15 protein-coding genes are annotated in these 17,169 nt (G+C 61.6%); 12 read left to right on the top strand and 3 right to left on the bottom strand.

What is annotated here, in order from left to right:
- From FSY45_RS08375 to FSY45_RS08350, 6 genes are all read left to right on the top strand, one after another.
- Positions 1–1,341 carry a branched-chain amino acid ABC transporter permease gene (locus FSY45_RS08375; RefSeq protein ID WP_034363099.1) on the top strand — a complete coding sequence of 447 codons (1,341 nt, stop codon included), beginning with the start codon at positions 1–3 and terminating at the stop codon, positions 1,339–1,341.
- Between the two features lie 3 nt (positions 1,342–1,344).
- On the top strand, positions 1,345–2,163 hold the full coding sequence (locus tag FSY45_RS08370) for an ABC transporter ATP-binding protein (protein ID WP_046460817.1): 819 nt from the start codon (positions 1,345–1,347) through the stop codon (positions 2,161–2,163).
- Between the two features lies 1 nt (position 2,164).
- On the top strand, positions 2,165–2,860 hold the full coding sequence (locus FSY45_RS08365; RefSeq protein ID WP_003069489.1) for an ABC transporter ATP-binding protein: 696 nt from the start codon (positions 2,165–2,167) through the stop codon (positions 2,858–2,860).
- Between the two features lie 242 nt (positions 2,861–3,102).
- Positions 3,103–5,202 (top strand): 3-hydroxyacyl-CoA dehydrogenase NAD-binding domain-containing protein, encoded by a 2,100-nt coding sequence (locus FSY45_RS08360; RefSeq protein ID WP_046460818.1) that lies wholly within the window; start codon positions 3,103–3,105, stop codon positions 5,200–5,202.
- Positions 5,203–5,247: 45 nt separating this feature from the next.
- Positions 5,248–6,423: an acetyl-CoA C-acyltransferase gene (locus tag FSY45_RS08355; RefSeq protein ID WP_003069486.1), complete on the top strand. Its 1,176-nt coding sequence runs from the start codon at positions 5,248–5,250 to the stop codon at positions 6,421–6,423.
- 138 nt (positions 6,424–6,561) lie between these two features.
- Positions 6,562–8,421: an acyl-CoA dehydrogenase gene (locus tag FSY45_RS08350; RefSeq protein WP_046460819.1), complete on the top strand. Its 1,860-nt coding sequence runs from the start codon at positions 6,562–6,564 to the stop codon at positions 8,419–8,421.
- 60 nt (positions 8,422–8,481) lie between these two features.
- Here the strand turns inward: FSY45_RS08350 and FSY45_RS08345 are convergent, their stop codons facing one another.
- Complete coding sequence (locus tag FSY45_RS08345) at positions 8,482–9,513, bottom strand: patatin-like phospholipase family protein (protein ID WP_034390795.1); 1,032 nt, start codon at positions 9,511–9,513, stop codon at positions 8,482–8,484.
- Between the two features lie 275 nt (positions 9,514–9,788).
- Between FSY45_RS08345 and FSY45_RS08340 the strand changes: the two genes are divergently transcribed.
- The 5 genes from FSY45_RS08340 to FSY45_RS08320 all read left to right on the top strand — a co-directional run bounded on the left by FSY45_RS08340 (position 9,789) and on the right by FSY45_RS08320 (position 14,309).
- Positions 9,789–11,054: an MFS transporter gene (locus tag FSY45_RS08340; protein WP_052951059.1), complete on the top strand. Its 1,266-nt coding sequence runs from the start codon at positions 9,789–9,791 to the stop codon at positions 11,052–11,054.
- Positions 11,055–11,230: 176 nt separating this feature from the next.
- Positions 11,231–11,740, top strand: coding sequence for a BON domain-containing protein (locus FSY45_RS08335; protein WP_003069479.1), 510 nt, complete (start codon positions 11,231–11,233; stop codon positions 11,738–11,740).
- A gap of 84 nt (positions 11,741–11,824) precedes the next feature.
- Positions 11,825–13,048 carry a PLP-dependent transferase gene (locus FSY45_RS08330; protein ID WP_046460820.1) on the top strand — a complete coding sequence of 408 codons (1,224 nt, stop codon included), beginning with the start codon at positions 11,825–11,827 and terminating at the stop codon, positions 13,046–13,048.
- 223 nt (positions 13,049–13,271) lie between these two features.
- Positions 13,272–14,069, top strand: a complete 798-nt coding sequence (locus tag FSY45_RS08325; protein WP_003069476.1) for a DUF2189 domain-containing protein — start codon at positions 13,272–13,274, stop codon at positions 14,067–14,069.
- Positions 14,070–14,090: 21 nt separating this feature from the next.
- Positions 14,091–14,309 carry a hypothetical protein gene (locus FSY45_RS08320; protein ID WP_148748024.1) on the top strand — a complete coding sequence of 73 codons (219 nt, stop codon included), beginning with the start codon at positions 14,091–14,093 and terminating at the stop codon, positions 14,307–14,309.
- A gap of 17 nt (positions 14,310–14,326) precedes the next feature.
- On the opposite strand, the gene FSY45_RS08315 is transcribed toward FSY45_RS08320, so the two are convergent.
- Complete coding sequence (locus tag FSY45_RS08315) at positions 14,327–15,058, bottom strand: arylesterase (protein WP_046460821.1); 732 nt, start codon at positions 15,056–15,058, stop codon at positions 14,327–14,329.
- Between FSY45_RS08315 and FSY45_RS08310 the strand changes: the two genes are divergently transcribed.
- Positions 15,057–15,737 (top strand): ABC transporter ATP-binding protein, encoded by a 681-nt coding sequence (locus FSY45_RS08310; RefSeq protein WP_046460822.1) that lies wholly within the window; start codon positions 15,057–15,059, stop codon positions 15,735–15,737. The genes FSY45_RS08315 and FSY45_RS08310 overlap by 2 nt on opposite strands.
- A gap of 100 nt (positions 15,738–15,837) precedes the next feature.
- Here the strand turns inward: FSY45_RS08310 and sstT are convergent, their stop codons facing one another.
- Positions 15,838–17,070, bottom strand: coding sequence for a serine/threonine transporter SstT (gene sstT / locus FSY45_RS08305; protein WP_003069469.1), 1,233 nt, complete (start codon positions 17,068–17,070; stop codon positions 15,838–15,840).
- Positions 17,071–17,169 lie beyond the last annotated feature (99 nt).

Genomic DNA, 17,169 nt, shown 5'->3' with positions numbered 1-17,169 from the left:
ATGTCTTCGATTGCAAAAACATCCATGAATTCTTCTGCTGCCGACAAAGCTCGGGCTCAGGCGCATTACCGCTTCAAGCCCTTGAACATAGGGCGAATTCTGATCTGGGGCCTGTTTGCGCTGGCGCTGATCGTGGCACCGCTGATCTTCACCAGCTCGCTGGCGCTGACCATGCTCAGCCAGATCGGCTATCTGATCATCATCTGTCTGTCCTACAACATCCTGCTGGGGCAGGGCGGCATGCTGAGCTTCGGGCATGCGGTCTATACTGGCCTGGGCTCGTTTCTGGCCATTCATGCCATGAACAAGGCTGCTGCAGGCGAGATGGCAATTCCGCTGGTGCTGATTCCCGTGGTGGGTGGCCTGGCGGGCATGTTCTTCGCTGCGCTCTTCGGCTATGTGACGACCAAGAAATCGGGCACCACCTTTGCCATGATCACCATGGGTCTAGGAGAGCTGGTGGCCTCCATGGCGCTGATGTTTCCCGAGTTCTTCGGCGGCGAGGGCGGTATCACCACGGACCGGGTCTACAGCAAGTTTTTCGGGCTGGATTTCGGCTCCGGCCTGCAGGTTTACTACCTGATTGCCGTGTATTGCTTTGTCTGCACTGCTGCCATGTTTGCCTTCACCGGCACGCCGCTGGGGCGCATGCTGAATGCCGTGCGCGACAACCCGGAGCGTGTGGAATTTGTGGGCTACAACACCCAGCGCGTGCGCTACTTCGCCTTCATCATTGCAGGCTTTTTTGCGGGTATCGGTGGCGGGCTGACGGCCATCAATTTCGAGATCATCACGGCCATGGACAGTGTCAGCGTGGTGCGCTCGGGCGGCTATCTGCTGTTCACCTTCCTGGGCGGCGCCACCTTCTTCTTCGGCCCCATCATCGGTGCGGTGCTGCTGGTGCTGGCTTCGGTGCTGCTGTCCGAGCTGACCAAGGCCTGGCTGCTGTACCTGGGCCTGGTGTTCCTGCTCATGGTCATGTACGCGCCCGGCGGTGTGGCCAGCCTGATCATGATGAATCTGCGCGTAGCCAAGTTCGGTCATTTCAAGCGCCTGCTCATGCCCTATCTGGGCATTCTGGCGGCCGGCATCGTGACGGTGGTAGGTGCCGCGTCGCTGATCGAGATGATCTATCACATGCAGCTCAATGCGGCGCTGGGCCCCAAGGTGCCCTTCATGGGCGCCGAGCTGGACACTAGCGCAGCCTCCACCTGGACCGTGGCGATTGTGGTGTTCGTGGTGGGCCTGGGCCTGCTGGAGGGCGTGCGCCGCCTGACGGCCCGTCGCTGGGGTCGCATACAGGAAGCGATTGAAGAAAGCATCAAGAAAGGGGAGGGCTGAACCATGTCCAGCATCGCCATCCATCAACCGGCTGCGCAAGCGGCGCAGCAGTCAGGCCATGCACTGGAGCTGCGCGATCTGCGCAAGAGCTTCGGCAAGACCGAGATCATTCGCGGCGCCAACCTGGCAGTCAATGCCGGCGAACGTATTGCCATCATCGGCCCCAACGGTGCTGGCAAGAGCACTCTGTTCAATCTGATCAGCGGCCGTTTCGAGCCCAGCAGCGGCGAGGTGCTGTTGCACGGCCAGCGCATCAACGGCAAAAAGCCGTTCGAGATCAACCGCATGGGGCTGTCGCGCAGCTTTCAGATCACGAATATCTTCCCCAAGCTTTCGGTGTTTGAAAACCTGCGCTGCAGCGTGCTCTGGAGTCTGGGCTACCGCTATAGCTTCTGGCGTTTTCTCTCCAATCTGCACGATGCCAACGAACGCGCCAACGAGCTGATGGAGATGATCGGTCTGCACCGCAAGCGCGACACGCTCGCGGTGAACCTGACCTATGCCGAGCAGCGTGCGCTGGAGATCGGCATCACCATCGGCGGCGGTGCCAGCGTCATCTTGCTCGACGAACCCACGGCCGGCATGAGCAACAGCGAAACCGCGCATTTCATACAGCTGATCAAGAAGGTTACCGAAGGCAAGACGCTGCTGACCGTGGAGCACGATATGGGCGTGGTCTTCGGGCTGGCGGACAAGATTGCCGTGGTGGTCTACGGCGAGGTCATCGCCTATGACACGCCTGAAGCCGTGCGTGCCAACGCCAGAGTGCAAGAAGCATATCTGGGATCTTCCGTCGCAGACCAACAGGCAGGAGCGCATTGAGATGCTGAAGATCAACGATTTGCATGCCTACTACGGCAAAAGCCATGTGCTGCATGGCGTGGACTTCGAGGTCCATGCTGGCGAGATCGTGGCCTTGCTGGGGCGTAACGGCTCGGGCCGCTCCACCACAGCCAAGGCCATCATGGGACTGGTGCACTGGGAGGGGGCACTGGACTGGAAAGGCAAGAACCTGCATGGCAAGAAAGCCTATGAGGTGGCCCATCTGGGTATTGGCTATGTGCCGGAGAGCCGCGATGTGTTCCCCAATCTGACCGTACATCAGAACCTGATGCTGGGGCAGAAAGGCAAGGGCAAAGGCAGTCGCTGGGGTTTTGACGACATGTATGCCATGTTTCCCCGCCTCAAGGAGCGTCAGCACACCGAGGCCGGCGTGATGTCGGGCGGCGAGCAGCAGATGCTCACACTCTGCCGCACGCTGATGGGCGACCCGGATCTCATCATCATCGACGAACCCACGGAAGGGCTGGCACCCAAGATCGTGGAGCTGGTGGGCGAATACCTCAAGAAGATCAAGGATCGCGGCGTGTCCGTGCTGCTGATCGAGCAAAAGCTGACCATCGCCATGAATATCTCGGACCGGGCGCTGGTCATGGGCCATGGGCATATTGTTTTTGACGGAACTCCCGAAACCCTCAGAGCGAACGAAAAGGTTCGCAAGGAGTGGCTGGAGGTTTGAGCTGATACACCGCCTTGAGCGGCTTTGCCGCTTCCCCCTCTCTCGCTTTGCGAGAGGGGGACGACATCCTGGCTGCGGGGCGGCGGGGCCGCCCAGGCCCTTGCTTGATGTCTCTGATATGAGGTGTGCTCATTCTGTGAGCTGTCTCGCTCAGGACAAGCATCAGTTGCGCAACGCAGCAAAATTCGGAAAATAAAAACGCACGACCGTTCTTTTCTATTTATTGAACAGGGGACAACAGCATGACTGCTGAATACAAAGTGGACGGAGCCATCGCCGTCATTACCTTGAACAACCCGCCGGTCAACGGCCTGGGTCTGGCCACCAGACGAGGTGTGGTTGAGGGTTTGCGCCAGGCTCTGGCGGATGACGCCGTCAAGGCCATCGTCATTACCGGCGCCGGCAAGGCCTTCTCGGGCGGAGCCGATATCACAGAGTTCGGCAAGGAAGATGCCTACCGCGAGCCGCATCTGATTTCGGTCATCCAGCAACTGGACCTGTCGACCAAGCCTGTGATCGCCGCGATTCACAGCGTCTGCATGGGGGGCGGGCTGGAGCTGGCGCTGGGATGCCATTACCGCATTGCCGCCCCCGGCACGGCCGTGGCGCTGCCCGAGGTCAAGCTGGGCCTGCTGCCAGGCGCCGGCGGCACCCAGCGCCTGCCTCGCGTACTGGGTGTGGAAGCCGCACTCAATATGATTGTCAGCGGCGAGACCGTGATGAGCGAAATGCTGGCCATGCTGCCCGGCCAGAAGCTGTTCAACAAGATGTCTGCATCGGCCGAGACGCTGCTGGCCGAGGCCAAGGCCTTGGCGCTGGAGGTCGCCGATGTCCGCCCGCTGCCGCGTGTGCGCGACCTGTCCTGCAAGCATCCCCAGGGCGAGGCCTATTTCGAGTTCGCCGCCACCATGGTGCAGGGCATGTCCAAGAACTTCCCTGCGCCCCTGCGCTGTCTTGAGGCCGTCAAGAACGCCACGACCAAGAAGTTCGACGACGGCATGGTGGCCGAGCGTGAAGCCTTCATGCAGCTGATGATGACGCCCGAGTCGCGTTCGCTGCGCCATCTGTTCATGGCCGAGCGTGCCGCCTCCAAGATCCCCGATGTGCCCGGCGATACACCGGTGCGCGAGATCCGCACCGTGGGCGTGATCGGCGCCGGCACCATGGGCGGCGGCATTTCCATGAACTTCCTCAATGCGGGCATTCCCGTCACGATTCTGGAGACCAAGCAGGAAGCCCTGGATCGCGGCGTTGCGACCATCCGCAAGAACTACGAAGCCCAGGTCAAGAAGGGCAAGCTCTCCGAGCAGAAGTACGAGCAGCGCATGAGCCTGCTGTCCACCACGCTTAACTATGGCGATCTGAAGAATGCCGACCTCATCATCGAGGCCGTGTTCGAGGAGCTGGGCGTGAAGGAGCAGGTCTTCAAGCAGCTCGATGAAGTGGCCAAGCCCGGCGCGATTCTGGCATCCAACACTTCGACCCTGGATGTGGACAAGATCGCCGCCTTCACCAAGCGTCCACAAGACGTGGTGGGCATGCATTTCTTCAGTCCCGCCAATGTGATGAAGCTGCTGGAAGTGGTGCGCGGCAAGGCCACAGCCAAGGATGTGCTGGCCACGGTGATGAAGGTGGGCAAGAAGATCAAGAAGACGGCCGTGGTCTCCGGCGTCTGCGACGGCTTCATCGGCAACCGCATGATCGAGCAGTACTCGCGCCAGGCCGGCTTCCTGCTGGACGAAGGTGCATCGCCACAGCAGGTGGACAAGGCCATCGAGAAGTTCGGCTTTGCCATGGGCCCGTTCCGCATGGGCGATCTGGCGGGCAACGACATCGGTTGGGCCATCCGCAAGCGCCGTTATGTCGAAAAACCCGATATGAAGTACAGCGCCAGTGCGGACCGTCTGTGCGAGCTGGGTCGCTTCGGCCAGAAGACTGGTGCGGGCTGGTATGACTATGTGCCCGGCAAGCGCGATGCCATCCCTTCGGAGGTGGTGGCCAAGATGATCGACGAGCACCGCAAGAGCCTGGGTATCACGCCGCGCAAGATCTCCGACGAGGAAATCGTGCAGCGCCTGGTCTATGCGCTGGTCAACGAGGGCGCTCAGATTCTGGAAGACGGCATTGCCAGCAAGTCCGGCGACATCGACATGGTGTATCTGACCGGTTATGGCTTTCCGCTGTGGCGTGGTGGCCCCATGCACTATGCGGGCGAGGTCGGCCTGTTCAACGTGGTTCAGGCGATGGGTCGCTTTGCCAAGAACCCCAACGACGATGCCAAGTTCTGGCAGCCCGCACCGCTGCTGGCCAAGCTGGCCGCCGAAGGCAAGCAGTTCAGCTAGGCGCGGACGATTTGCCACGAAACACCCAGAATCAAAGGACAGAACATGACATCCGCAGTGATTGTTTCTACCGCGCGCACTCCGCTGGCCAAGAGCTGGAAGGGCGCTTTCAACATGACTTACGGTCCCACCCTGGGGGCCCACGCCGTCAAGGCCGCAGTGGAGCGCGCCGGCATTGAGGGTGCCGAGGTCGAGGACGTGATCATGGGCATGTCCCTGCCCGAAGGCACGACCGGCGGCAACGTCGCCCGTCTGATTGCCATGCGTGCAGGTCTGCCGGTCACCACATCGGGTCTGACCATCAACCGCTTCTGCTCTTCGGGTCTGCAGGCGATTGCGCTGGCTGCCCAGCGCATCATCGCGGGCGAGAACGATGTGCTGGTGGCGGGCGGTCTGGAGAGCATCTCCTGCGTGCAGCCCCACCTGAATCCGCACATGGCCTTCGATCCCGAGCTGACGGCCATGAAGCCCGAGATCTACTGGAGCATGCTGCAGACTGCCGAACAGGTGGCCAAGCGTTACAACATCAGTCGCGATGCCCAGGATGAGTACGGCGCCTCCAGCCAGCAGAAAGCGGCTGCGGCACAGGCGGCCGGCCTGTTCGAAGCGGAAATTGCTCCCATGAAGACCGTCATGGGCGTGGCCGACAAGGTGCGCGGCCTGATCACCAAGGAGGTGACCGTCAGCAAGGATGAGGGCATTCGCGAGGGTACGACCAAGGAAGGCATCAGCGGTCTGCGCAGCGCGCTGCCCGGCGGGGTGATCACGGCCGGCAATGCGAGCCAGTTCTCCGACGGGGCCGGCGCCTGCGCCGTGGTCAGCGAGGAATATGCCTCGCGCAAGGGCCTCAAGCCCCTGGGCCGTTTCCTGGGCTTTGCCGTGGCCGGCTGCGAGCCCGACGAAATGGGCATCGGCCCCATCTACGCCATTCCCAAGGTGCTCAAGAAGCTGGGTCTGTCGATCAACGATATCGACCTGTGGGAGCTCAACGAAGCCTTTGCCGTGCAGGTCATCTACTGCCGCGACAAGCTGGGCATTCCTGCCGACAGGCTCAACGTCAACGGCGGCGCGATTGCTGTGGGCCACCCCTATGGTGTCTCGGGCCAGCGCCTGACGGGGCATGCACTGATCGAAGGCAAGCGCCGCGGCGCCAAGCGTGTCTGCGTGACCATGTGCATTGGTGGCGGTATGGGCGCAGCGGGCGTGTTTGAAGTGCTGTAAGCAGGGCTTCAGCCAAGCCGCCTTCTGGTCACCTTGGGGTAGGGGCTGGAGGCGGCTTTTTTCTCCTCTGGATATATGAAATTGATAGCTTCAAGCGCTTTATCCATAAGCGATGAAGCCTGCTTTGATAGGTAATCTATGCGCCTGCGTTCCACCATTGACTTTCTGCTCTACGACTGGCTGCAGGCCGAAGGCCTGACCAGCCGCCCCCGCTTTGCCGATCATTCGCGTGATACTTTCGATGCGGTGATGGATACCTGCGAGCGTATCGCGCGCGAGAAATACGCGCCCTTCAATCGCACGGTGGATCTGCAGGAGCCGCAGTTCGATGGCGAAAAAGTCATCCTGCCTCAATGCACCTATGAAGCCCGCGAGGCCTATGCCGAATCGGGCATGCTCAGCGCGGCTCAGGACTACGAGATGGGCGGCATGCAGCTGCCCTACACCGTGGAGGCGGCGGCCAACTGCTTTTTCGCGGCGGCCTCGATCAGCATAGGCTCGAACATGCTGACCTCGGGCAATGCCAATGCCATCATGGCCCATGGCAGCGAGCGGCAGAAAAAAGTCTTTGCCGCCAATGAGTTCAACGGCAGCTGGGCCGGCACCATGGCCTTGTCCGAGCCGCAGGCGGGCTCGTCGCTGTCGGACATCGCCACGCGCGCCGAGCCCGATGGCATCGAGCATGAGAGTGACGCGCTGGGGCCGCGCTATCGCCTCAAGGGCAACAAGATGTGGATCAGCTCGGGCGACCACGAAATGACCGAGAACATCGTGCATCTGGTGCTGGCCAAGATTCCGGGCGCCGATGGCAAGACCATTCCCGGCGTGAAGGGCATTTCGCTGTTCATCGTGCCCAAGAAGCTGGTCGATGCCGAGGGCCGGCTGACCGGCGAGCGCAACGATGTGGCCCTGGCAGGCCTCAACCACAAGCTGGGCTGGCGCGGAACGACCAATACCTTGCTCAATTTCGGCGAAGGCAAATACCCTGTGCGCGGTCAGCATGGTGGTGGTCTGGACGGCCGCGGCGCGGGTGCGATCGGCTATCTGGTCGGCAAGCCCGGCGAGGGCCTCAAATGCATGTTCCACATGATGAACGAGGCGCGCATTTCCATCGGCATGGCGGCCTCCATGCTGGGCATGGCCGGCTATCACGCCAGTCTCGAATATGCGCAAAGCCGTCCTCAGGGCAGGCCCATAGGCGAGGGCGGCAAGGATGCGAGCCGGCCGCAGTCGCGCATCATCGAACATGCCGACGTCAAGCGCATGCTGCTGGCGCAGAAGGCCTATTGCGAAGGTGCGCTGGCCTTGAACCTGCTGTGCGCCAGATTGGTGGACGAGCAGTACACGGGCGAAGCACAGCAGGCGGCAGAAGCCAGGCTGCTGCTGGAGGTGCTGACGCCGGTGGCCAAGAGCTGGCCCAGCGAGTTCTGCCTGGAGGCCAATTCGCTGGCCATCCAGATCCATGGCGGCTATGGCTATACGCGCGATTTCGCGGTCGAGCAGTACTGGCGCGACAACCGCCTGAACATGATTCACGAGGGCACGCACGGCATACAGGCCATGGATCTGCTGGGCCGCAAGGTCGTCATGGATGGCGGCAAGGGCCTGCAACTGCTGGCTGCACGCATCAATGCCACCATTCAGCGGGCCATGCAGCATGAGAAGCTGGGCAGCTATGCCAATCAACTGGCGCGTGCGCTGGCCGATGTTGGATCAACCACCAAGGCAGCCTGGGCCACGGGCAACCCGCAGGAGGCACTGGCCAATGCCGTGCCCTATATGCAGGCCTTCGGTCACCTGGTGCTGGCCTGGATCTGGCTGGATGTGGCGCTGGCCGTTCTGGCCATGGACAAGGATCTGGCAATTGCAGCTCATCGCGGCAGCATGGCGGCGCAGCGCTACTTCTTCCATTACGAGTTGCCGCGCATCGGCGCCTGGCTACAGGTGGTCAAGGCGCGCGACATGACCTGTGCAGGGATGGAGGAGGAGGCGTTCTGAGCCTCGCAGTGCAATAAAAAGGCCCGCATCAGCGGGCCTTTTTCATGGAGCAGGTTCAGCTCAGGGCTTTTCGCAGTTGCCGCTCATACCCACCATACCGGACAGCTTTTGAAGGCTGGAGCGCTGTTTCAGGCAGTCCTGATAGCTGGCTTCGGCGGCTTTCTGCTGCGCTATTTGAGTGGCTTTGGTGCGTTCGGCGCGCAGCTGGGCGATGCGTTCGCGAATCTGCGGCATCAGTGCAGTGGCGGCCTTCTCGCCTTCCACAATCGCGTGGCTGCGCTGTGCGAAGTCGGCCGGGCCGATGTCCAGCACCTTGGGACGAATGATGATGTCGGCACGCGCCAACTCGGCCTGGCCCAGCTTCTGACCCATGATGGCAATCGACTGATTGAGCGCTCCCAGCATATTGGCGGGGGTCTTGCCGCTGGCCTTGTTGGAGATGTCCACGGCGATCACGATGTCGGCCCCCAGATTGCGCACGGCATCCACCGGCACGGGGCTGACAATGCCGCCGTCCACATAGTGGTGCCTGCCGATGGTGACGGGCTGGAACACGCCCGGCACGCTGCTGGAGGCACGCACGGCCTGGCCTACATTGCCACGTGCGAACACGGTGCGTTCACCGTCTTCCAGGCGCGTGGAAACCGCAACAAAAGGCTTGGCCATCTGCTCCAGCGGTTTGCGGCGGACTTGTTCATTCACATAGTCCTCAAGCTTCTGGCCCAGCACCAGGCCGCCAGCGGACAGCTGCAGGTCGCGGATCTTGGCTTCGTCCAGCGCCACGGCTTTTTCCTGCAGCTCAAATGCGTTCATGCCGCTTGCATAGAGCGCACCCACCACGCTGCCGGCGCTGGTGCCTGCCACGAACGAGGGCGTGAGGCCATTGGCCTCGAGCATCTTGATGACGCCGATATGGGCAAAGCCCTTGGCCGCACCGCCGCCCAGCGCCAGGCCGATCTTGATCGGAGGGGCTGATGCGGTGGTCGAGGGGGCCTCAGGAGTCGCTGCGGGGCTGGGGGGATTGCTGCCGCAGGCGGCAAGGCCAAGCAGACTCAAACAGACCAAGGGGCGCAAAAAAGCATTCAGGCACATGCCGGGAAATCCTGCTGTCATTAGGGCGCAAAGTATAGCGACGGGTGCTTGAACCATTGACGTGCTGGTTTTGATCAGCAAAAAGCATAGCTTCCTGTACTTGATAGCAAATAGTTTGGGGCATGTATCCTTTGTTTGGCCTATGCGTGCCGATGCGGCTTTGCAGACAATGTTCTCATCACAAGCAAGTGGCTGGCCCGCTCTGACGGCGCGGCAGGACCAACGACTGTCCGCTCTGTCCCTGTCGCAGGCCCGGCCCGATCAAGAGGCAGCAAATGTCGCAAAGCAATACATGGCAGGCCGGCGCCACAACGGCACAGGCCTCGGTCTGGTGGGTGGGCTTCGGCCTGGTGGTGGGTGTGCTGGGGGCGGCGCTGATCAGTCCCCTGTATGCGCTCTATCAGCAAGCCTGGCAGTTGCGGCCCAGCGATATCTCGCTGATCTATGTGCTCTATATGTGCGGTGGCCTGTGCGCCCTGCTGTTTCTGGGGCGTCTGCCCGACCGCATCGGCTTTCAGCGCGTGATGCTGTGTTTCCTGTGCCTGACGCTGGCAGGCACCCTGATCTCCATGCTGGCCTGGAATCTGCCCAGCCTGATCGTCGGGCGCTTTGTGGTGGGGCTGTCCTCAAGCCTCATCACCATCAGCGCCACCACGGGGCTGACGCTGCTGGCTTCCAGCGCAAGCACCGGTCTGCAGCCGCAGCGCGTGGCCATGGTGGCCAGCTTTCTCAATGTGCTGGGCTTTGGTCTGGGGCCCTTGATCGGTGGCGTGGCGGGGCAGTGGCTGCCTCAGCCCTTGACGACGGCCTATCTGGTGCCGCTGGTGCTGGGCTGCATCGGTGTGGCGGGCGTTGTCACGCTCAAGCTGCCGGAGTCGGTGCTGCGGGGTGCGGGCCAACTGGGGCAGGCCCCGGGCCGCCTGCACTGGCGGGACTGTCTGCCGCGGCTGACCTGGCCTGTGCACGAGGATTCCCTGGCCTTTGCACTGACCTGTGGCTACCCGTTCGTGGCGTTCGGCGTATTCGGGCTGTATGCCTCCATGGCGCCGCTGTTTCTACAGCAGATGATTCCCTGGAGCGGCCCGGTGGTCAGCGGTACGGCCATTGCGGTGATTTTGCTTGTCTCTGCAGGCATTCAGCTGGTGGCTGCCAGCCTGCCGCTGCACCGCTGCGGTTTTGCCGGCATGGCGCTGCTGGTGCTCAGCAACGGCATGCTGTTGCTGAATCTGCAGATGCGCTCGACGCTGCTGTTCATCTTGGGCGTGTGTTTGACGGCACTGGGGCATGGCATGTGCATGCTGGCCGGCATGACCATGGTGGGCCGTCTTGCCAGACCCGACAACCGGGCAGGCATGTTGTCTACCTATCAGACCATCGGTTTGCTTGGCTCCATGCTGCCCATGATGGCAGTGGGCTGGATTGCCGACCACTGGAGCATCAAGCTGGCCGTGAGCCTGTTTGCCTGCTTTGTCATGCTGTTGGCTACCCTGCTGGGCTTGGCATTTGCGCGCCATCCGCGCATGCAAGAGGTTGCGGATTAGTGCATGGCTTGCATAGAGTTTCTGTAAATCACAGAAGAAAACACTTATTAATCAAATGTCACAAATTCGGGCAAATTTGTCCTACAGGGATGCGGGAAAAGTTCGTATCCGAGCCAAAATGGTGGTTCGTTACAGTTGACCGTCATGTTTTTGCAAGCATTAAGGGAGAAATCGATATGACCACTATGTTCAAGCGTTCCGCTCAAGTTCTGGCCATTACCGCCTTGGCCTTTGGCTTGGCTGCCTGCGGCAAGTCCGACGACAACAAGACCGCTGGCCAGAAGCTCGATTCCGCCATTTCCCAGACCGAGAAGGCTGCGGAAAATGCTGGCAGCAAGATTGAAGAAGGTACGGCCAAGGCCGGCGATGCAGCTGCCGATGCATTGGCCAAGGCTGGTGAAGCTACCGGTGCCGCCATGGAAAAGGCTGGCAACAAGATGGAAGAAGGCGCTGCCAAGGCGGGTGCTGCCCTCGATGACGCCGGCATTACCGCTGCCGTCAAGACCGATTTGATCAAGGCCCCGGAAATCAGCGCTCTGCAGATCAATGTGGACACCAAGGGCGGCGCAGTGACCCTGACTGGCACCGTGCCCAGCGAAGCCGTCAAGACCCAGGCCGGTGAGATCGCCAAGGCTGCCAAGGGCGTGACCTCGGTCAACAACAACCTGACCGTGAAGGCTGGCTGATCCCCCTAGGTCGCCACCTCGCATGAAGCCAGAGCGCGCAAGCCCTCTGGCTTTTTTGTGGCTGCATGGCACTAAGATCAGGGCATGACCCAAGCCGACCACAAGCTATCCACCCATCTGATCCATCATCCCTACAAGCCACCGACGGACTTCGAAGGCCCCCAGCTTGCCGTGCACAAGGCCTCGACTGTGTACTTCGAGAATGTGCAGGCCATGCGCGAGCGCCGCTGGCTTGACAAGAGCAGCTACACCTACGGTCTGCATGGCACGCCCACGACCTATGCCCTGGAAGAACGTCTGGCCTCGCTGGAAGGTGGTCTGCAATGCCTGCTGGTACCCAGCGGCCTGGCCGCGATTGCCACGGTGTCGCTGGCGCTGCTCAGGACGGGCGACGAGGTGCTGGTGCCCGATAACGTATACGGTCCCAACAAGACGCTGACCGAGGGTGAGCTGGCTCATTTTGGCATTCGCCATCAGTACTATGACCCCATGTGCGTCGAAGACCTGGCAGCCAAGATCACGCCGGCCACCAAGCTGGTCTGGCTGGAGGCTCCTGGCTCGGTAACCATGGAGTTCCCCGATCTTGTCGAGCAGGTGCGCCTGTGCCGGGCCAGGGGAGTGACCATGGTGCTGGACAACACCTGGGGCGCGGGTCTGGCTTTCCGTCCCTTCGACCTGCTGGGCGATGGCAGCCTGGGCGTCGATGTCACGGTCCATGCCCTGACCAAATACCCCAGCGGCGGCGGTGATGTGCTGATGGGCAGCATCATCACGCGCAACCAGCCCCTGCATATGCGCATCAAGCTCGCGCACATGCGCCTGGGCCTGGGCGTGAGCGGCAACGACGCCGAAGCCGTGCTGCGCAGCCTGCCCAGCATCGGCCTGCGCTATCACGCGCAGGATCGCTCGGCACGCCAGCTGGCGCAGTGGCTGGCTGCCCAGAGTGCCGTGGCGCAGGTGCTGCACCCCGCCATGCCTGATGCCCCGGGCCATGCTTGCTGGAAGCAGCTGTGCGGACAAGGGCAGGGCCAGGATGGCGTGGCCGCCGGTCTGTTCAGCGTGGTCATCGACGAGCGCTTCGACCAGGCGGCCGTCGATCGCTTCTGCGACAGCCTGCGCCTGTTCAAGCTGGGCTACAGCTGGGGCGGGCCCGTGAGTTTGGTCGTGCCCTATGAGCTGCCCGAGATGCGCAGCCGTGCCACACCCCACATCAAGGCGGGCACTGTGGTGCGCTTTGCCATCGGCCTTGAGGATACTAGCGATCTGCAGGCCGACCTGGCCCAGGCCCTGCTCAGGGCCTTTGGTTGAAGCTATTTAAATAGGAGCTGACAGCGCTTGTCGAGAAGCGATTTCAATGCTTTTATTGACTGAAGTCAATAAAGAATGGGCGCTATAAGCTCTTGTTTTCATAGTGAAAACGCGGAGGCCGGCATGCGGGCTTTCCGCAATGCAGATTCGAGGTTGAGCGGGTAACTTGTTCCTGTCAGCTGCCGCCACCGAGGCGCGGTACGGGCGACAAGGAGGGTCTCGCATGCAAGCTTCCCCTGTTTCCGAGGTCAAGGCCGAGTCCGGCAATCTGCAGATTCTGCAACTGCGCTGGAGCGAGCCCTGGCAATGGCTGCTGCTCGGCCTTAGCGATGTGCGGCGCGCACCAATGATTGCGCTGTTCTATGGCCTGTGTTTCTGGGGCATGGCACGTCTGATGGCCTGGGTGTTTCGCTCCAGCCCTGAATATCTGATGTCCATGGCCAGCGGCTGTCTGCTGGTAGGCCCCTTCCTGGCCATGGGCCTGTACTACGTCAGCAAGCAACTGGAGCAGGGCAAGCCCGTGCTGCTGTCGGAGTCGTTGACCTGCTGGGACAAGCATCTGGCCAGCATGGGCATGCTGGTCATGGTGCTGATGGTGCTGGAGATGCTCTGGGGGCGCGCCGCCATGGTGGTGTTCGCCATTTCGTTCGATACCGGCATGCCCAGTACGGCAACCCTGCTGCAGACCCTGCTGCGGCCCGAGAACTGGGAGTTCCTGCTGGGCTACACCGCGGTTGGCGGGATATTTGCTGCCTTGGTGTTTGCCAGCATGGTGGTTTCACTGCCCGCCATTCTTGATCTGGATACCGATGCCTTGACGGCCTGCATCACCAGCATGCGCGTGGTGGGTGCCAACACGGGTGTGATGCTGCTGTGGGGGCTGATCATCACCGTGTTGATCGCGGTCTCGCTGCTCTTCTACAGTGCAGGTCTGATCGTCATCGGGCCGCTGCTGGGTTGCACCAGCTGGCATGCTTATAAAGCCAGCGTCCGCGCCGAAAGCAAGGAGAACCCTGCTTAAGGTGCAATGAGGGGGGATGTCATGGAGTTCTGGAACTGGTTGAAAAAAATCTTCTCGCCTCAGTCCGGCGTGCCGGGGCGCAGCGCTGATTCGCAGCTGGCCTGGACTTCGGCAAGCAGTCGTGAAGACGGCAGCGACGTCTTCAACGACAGCTATTTTTGTGGCTCGGGCAGCGGCGAAGGTGTCTGCAGCACGGACGGCGGCGACTCCGGCGGTGATGGCGGAGGCAGCGGCGACTGAGGCCGCGCGGCCGTCACTTATTTCAGCAATGGCCTGAGCTTGGGCCAGACATTGGCCAGCATCTGTGGCTGAGCCTGGGCATTGGGGTGAATGCGGTCGCTCTGAAACCATCGCTCGGCGTCCGCAGCATCGCCGATGCCCGACAGCAGAAACGGCACCAGCGGCAGCTTTTGCGCGTCGGCAATGCTCCTGAACATCTCGGCAAATTGCTCGGTATAGGCCGCACCATAGTTGGGCGGTACCTGCATGCCCACCAGCAGCACCTGGGCCCCGGCCTCCCTGGCGGCCTTGATCATGACTTCCAGATTCTGCTGAGTGCTCTGCAGCGCCAGGCCGCGCAATGCGTCGTTGCCGCCCAGCTCCAGAATCAGGATGCCCGGCTCATGCTGCCTGAGCAGCGATGCCAGGCGCGCTCTGCCGCCGGCCGTAGTCTCGCCGCTGATGCTGGCATTGACCACCTTGCGCGGATTCTTTTCGTCATTCATGCGCTGCTGCAGCAACTGCACCCAGCCCTTGCCGCGCGTCAGGCCGTATTCGGCGCTCAGAGAATCGCCAAGTACCAGCACCGGGCCGGGTTTCGCGCCGGGAGCGGCCTTGGCCGGCTCCTTGTTCCTGGCGGGCGATGAGGCCACTGCCGCACCGCAAGCCCCTGAAATGGCGAGCGACAGAGCAACAGCGATACAGTGACGGCGCTGCAGTGCAAAGTGCTGGTTGCGACTCTTGACGTTTTTGCTATCCAATTGATTCATGTCCACAACTCTTGCCATTCCTTTGATTGCCGTTGAGCAACTGTCCAAATCGGTGAGCGATTCCACAGGCGTGCTGGATATTTTGCGGGATATCAATCTGAGTTTCACGGCCGGCGAAACCGTTGCCATTGTGGGTGCCTCCGGCTCGGGTAAAAGCACTTTGCTGTCGATTCTGGCCGGCCTCGATACCCCCAGTCGCGGCACGGTCCGCTTGCTGGGCCAGGATCTGTTTGCACTCAGCGAGGACGACAGGGCAGCGGTGCGGGCACAGAAGATGGGCTTTGTCTTCCAGAGCTTTCAGTTGCTGGGCAATCTCACGGCGCTGGAAAACGTCATGCTGCCGCTGGAGCTGGCGGGTCAGCGCGATGCGAGAGCACGAGCTTCGCAGATGCTGGAGCGCGTGGGCCTGGGCCAGCGTCTCAATCACTATCCCAGGCTGATGTCGGGCGGCGAGCAGCAGCGCGTGGCCCTGGCGCGTGCTTTTGTGGTGGAGCCGACCGTGCTGCTGGCCGACGAGCCCACCGGCAGTCTGGACTTCGCCACGGGCCAGACCATCATGGAGTTGATGTTTGCGCTCAACCGCGAGCGCGGCACGACTCTGATTCTGGTGACGCATGACCGCGAGATTGCGGCGCAATGTGATCGAAGCATCACCATAGAAGCCGGGCGCTCTGTCTGAAAAACCAAAAGGCCTGTGTGATCACAGGCCTTTTTGGGGATCTGGCGCTTATCAAATAAGCGCTTGCAGCTATCAAATCAGTAGATTCTGAGTTCAAGCCTCAGATGCGCGCGACTTCCAGCCCGGCCCTGCGCTCTGCGGCGCGGCAGGCGGCCGCGGTAAACAGCACGTCGGTCGAGGAATTGAGGGCTGTCTCGGTCGAATCCTGAATCACGCCGATCACATAGCCGACACCGACCACCTGCATGGCCACATCGTTGGGAATGTTGAACAGGCTGCAGGCCAGCGGAATCAGCAGCAGCGAGCCACCGGGTACGCCCGAGGCACCGCAGGCACAGACCGCAGAGACCACGCACAGCAGTATGGCCGTGGGAATGTCCACCGAGATATTGAGCGTATGGGCAGCGGCCAGTGTCAGCACGCTGATGGTGACGGCAGCGCCGGCCATATTGATGGTGGCGCCCAGCGGGATGGAGATGCTGTAGGTGTTCTCGTCGAGCCTGAGCTTCTGGGCCAAGGCCAGATTGACGGGAATGTTGGCTCCCGAGCTGCGCGTGAAGAAGGCGGTCACTGCGCTTTCGCGCAGGCAGGTCAGCACCAGCGGGTAGGGGTTGCGGCGAGTCTGTGTCCAGACAATGACTGGGTTGATCACCAATGCCACAAACACCATGCAGCCGACCAGCACGGCCAGCAGATGGGCGTAGTCCTTGAGTGCTTCCAGCCCGCCGGAGGAGAAGGTGGCGACCACCAGGCCGAAGATGCCGAAGGGGGCCAGGCGAATCACGCCTTGAATCACGCGGGTGATGGCATGGCCAAAGTCCTCCACCATGGTGCGGGTGGTGGGCGTGGCGTGGCGTAGTGCCAAGCCCAGCGCGATAGCCCAGGCCAGAATGCCGATGTAGTTGGCGTTCAGCAATGCATTGACGGGGTTGTCGAACAGGCTTTGGACGACGGTGCTCAGCACCTGGCTGATCTCGCCGGGCACGCTCTGGACTTTGGGCGCTTCACGAAAGTGAATCACCGAGGGAAAGAGCGCGCTGGCTGCAACGGCCACGCAGGCCGCCGCCAGCGTGCCGATGACGTACAGCCAGAGCACGGGCTTGATTTGCGTTTCCTGGCCGGGGCGGTGGCTGCTGACGGCAGCCATGACCAGCAGCAGCACCAGAACCGGAGCGACAGCCTTGAGCGCGGCAATGAACAAGCTGCCCAACAGGGAAACCGACTGGGCGGCGGCCGGCCATAGCCAGGCCACCAGGCCGCCCAGAATCAGGGCAATCAGAATCTGCAGCACCAGGCTGCTGCGGTTGAACCAATCGAGCAAGGCGTTGAGCATGCTGGGTATTCGTTATGGGATGGGAGGGAGATACAAACACGTAAGCCTCCTCATGCCGGACATGAAGAGGCTATATGCGTGAATGCCGGGGCAGCAGGC

Source organism: Comamonas sp. Z1 (assembly GCF_008121555.1).
Classification (GTDB): domain Bacteria; phylum Pseudomonadota; class Gammaproteobacteria; order Burkholderiales; family Burkholderiaceae_C; genus Comamonas; species Comamonas thiooxydans.
The sequence above is the reverse complement of the archived record's forward strand: the minus strand, read 5'-3'. Positions and strand labels throughout refer to the sequence as shown.

What these genes read in the sequence shown, in the direction of transcription:
- FSY45_RS08370 (WP_046460817.1), top strand. Translation starts at nt 1,345, where the DNA reads ATGTCCAGCATCGCCATCCATCAACCGGCTGCGCAAGCGGCGCAGCAG.
- FSY45_RS08330 (WP_046460820.1), top strand. Translation starts at nt 11,825, where the DNA reads ATGACCCAAGCCGACCACAAGCTATCCACCCATCTGATCCATCATCCC.
- FSY45_RS08365 (WP_003069489.1), top strand. Translation starts at nt 2,165, where the DNA reads ATGCTGAAGATCAACGATTTGCATGCCTACTACGGCAAAAGCCATGTG.
- FSY45_RS08325 (WP_003069476.1), top strand. Translation starts at nt 13,272, where the DNA reads ATGCAAGCTTCCCCTGTTTCCGAGGTCAAGGCCGAGTCCGGCAATCTG.
- FSY45_RS08375 (WP_034363099.1), top strand. Translation starts at nt 1, where the DNA reads ATGTCTTCGATTGCAAAAACATCCATGAATTCTTCTGCTGCCGACAAA.
- FSY45_RS08355 (WP_003069486.1), top strand. Translation starts at nt 5,248, where the DNA reads ATGACATCCGCAGTGATTGTTTCTACCGCGCGCACTCCGCTGGCCAAG.
- FSY45_RS08315 (WP_046460821.1), bottom strand. Translation starts at nt 15,058, where the DNA reads ATGAATCAATTGGATAGCAAAAACGTCAAGAGTCGCAACCAGCACTTT.
- FSY45_RS08310 (WP_046460822.1), top strand. Translation starts at nt 15,057, where the DNA reads ATGTCCACAACTCTTGCCATTCCTTTGATTGCCGTTGAGCAACTGTCC.
- FSY45_RS08340 (WP_052951059.1), top strand. Translation starts at nt 9,789, where the DNA reads ATGTCGCAAAGCAATACATGGCAGGCCGGCGCCACAACGGCACAGGCC.
- FSY45_RS08350 (WP_046460819.1), top strand. Translation starts at nt 6,562, where the DNA reads ATGCGCCTGCGTTCCACCATTGACTTTCTGCTCTACGACTGGCTGCAG.
- FSY45_RS08345 (WP_034390795.1), bottom strand. Translation starts at nt 9,513, where the DNA reads ATGTGCCTGAATGCTTTTTTGCGCCCCTTGGTCTGTTTGAGTCTGCTT.
- FSY45_RS08320 (WP_148748024.1), top strand. Translation starts at nt 14,091, where the DNA reads ATGGAGTTCTGGAACTGGTTGAAAAAAATCTTCTCGCCTCAGTCCGGC.
- sstT (WP_003069469.1), bottom strand. Translation starts at nt 17,070, where the DNA reads ATGCTCAACGCCTTGCTCGATTGGTTCAACCGCAGCAGCCTGGTGCTG.
- FSY45_RS08360 (WP_046460818.1), top strand. Translation starts at nt 3,103, where the DNA reads ATGACTGCTGAATACAAAGTGGACGGAGCCATCGCCGTCATTACCTTG.
- FSY45_RS08335 (WP_003069479.1), top strand. Translation starts at nt 11,231, where the DNA reads ATGACCACTATGTTCAAGCGTTCCGCTCAAGTTCTGGCCATTACCGCC.